The organism is Corallococcus exercitus (assembly GCF_003611585.1).
GTDB classification, from domain to species: domain Bacteria; phylum Myxococcota; class Myxococcia; order Myxococcales; family Myxococcaceae; genus Corallococcus; species Corallococcus exercitus.
Map to the genome: position 1 here is coordinate 1 of NZ_RAVW01000799.1, position 1,145 is coordinate 1,145.

Consider the following 1,145-nt stretch of genomic DNA (forward strand, 5'->3'; position numbering starts at 1 on the left):
GGTGCCACCGTGGGCCCGAACGTGTCCGTGGGCCCGGGCGCGCGGGTGGGGCAGGGCGCGAAGCTGGAGCGCTGCGCCGTGTTCGAGGAGACGCAGGTGGCGCCCGGTGAGGCGCTCACCGAGGTGCTCGCGTGGGGCCCGCACCGGGTGCCCGCCTCGCTCTCCGGCCGCTGACAGCACTTGAAACGACGAAGGCCCGTCCTCCCTTGTTCAGGAGCACGGGCCTTCCTTGCGTCCAGCGCTCAGGGGCGCGTCAGGCGTTGTGCCAGCGCGCCAGCACGCAGGTGACGTTGTCGTTGCCGCCCGCCGCGTTGGCCAGGTCGATGAGCTGCCCGCAGGCCTTCTCCAGCTCCGGCGTGCGCGACAGGATGTCCTGCATCTGCGCGTCGGAAATCATGCCGCTCAGGCCGTCCGAGCACAGCAGGAAGACGTCGTTCTCCAGCGGATCCACGCGGGTGACGTCCACCTGCACCTGCTCCTTCATCCCCAGCGCGCGGACAATCACGTTCTTGTGGGGGAAGTTCTCGATCTCCTCCGGCGTGAGCTTCTTCGCCTTGAGGTAGTCGTTGAGCAGCGAGTGGTCCTCCGTCACCTGCTGGAGCATGCCGCCGCGGAAGAAGTACACGCGGCTGTCGCCCACGTGGCCCACGTAGGCCGCGGTCTCCGCGAAGTGCACGGACACGATGGTGGTGCCCATGCCCTTGTACTTGGTGTCCACCGTGGCGCGCTCGAAGATGCGCGCGTTGGCCAGCTTGATGCCGGTGGCCAGGCGGTTCTCGTCGTAGTTGCGCTGCTTGTCCATCTTGAAGGGCCAGGTGGCGTCCTGGTCCTTGGACGTGAGGCGGAAGAACTCACCCAGCTCGTCCACGGCGATGCGGCTGGCGATCTCACCGGACGAGTGACCGCCCATGCCGTCCGCCACGACCACGAGGTTCTCCTCGGGGAGCACGAGGTAGTTGTCCTCGTTGTGGTTCCGCTTCATCCCGACGTGGGTGCTGCCGGCAACCTCGATGCGCATGCGAAGGGACTCTTCCCGGGAGAGGCGTGAAAATCGCGGCGCGACGTTAACAAAGCGCTCCAAAAGGGGTCAAAAACCTCTCGTCTGTGCCAGCGTTCCCCCTCCGGGTCTGTCTCTTATACACATC

General features: G+C 66.5%; 1 protein-coding gene. It reads right to left on the reverse strand.

The window, feature by feature from the left end; genetic code table 11:
• Window positions 1-253 precede the first annotated feature (253 nt).
• Window positions 254-1,018, reverse strand: a complete 765-nt coding sequence (locus D7W79_RS42120; RefSeq protein ID WP_120530768.1) for a Stp1/IreP family PP2C-type Ser/Thr phosphatase — start codon at window positions 1,016-1,018, stop codon at window positions 254-256.
• Window positions 1,019-1,145 lie beyond the last annotated feature (127 nt).

Bases quoted from the DNA above. Each gene is read 5' to 3' on its own strand.
- D7W79_RS42120 (WP_120530768.1), bottom strand. From the start codon at position 1,018: ATGCGCATCGAGGTTGCCGGCAGCACCCACGTCGGGATGAAGCGGAAC.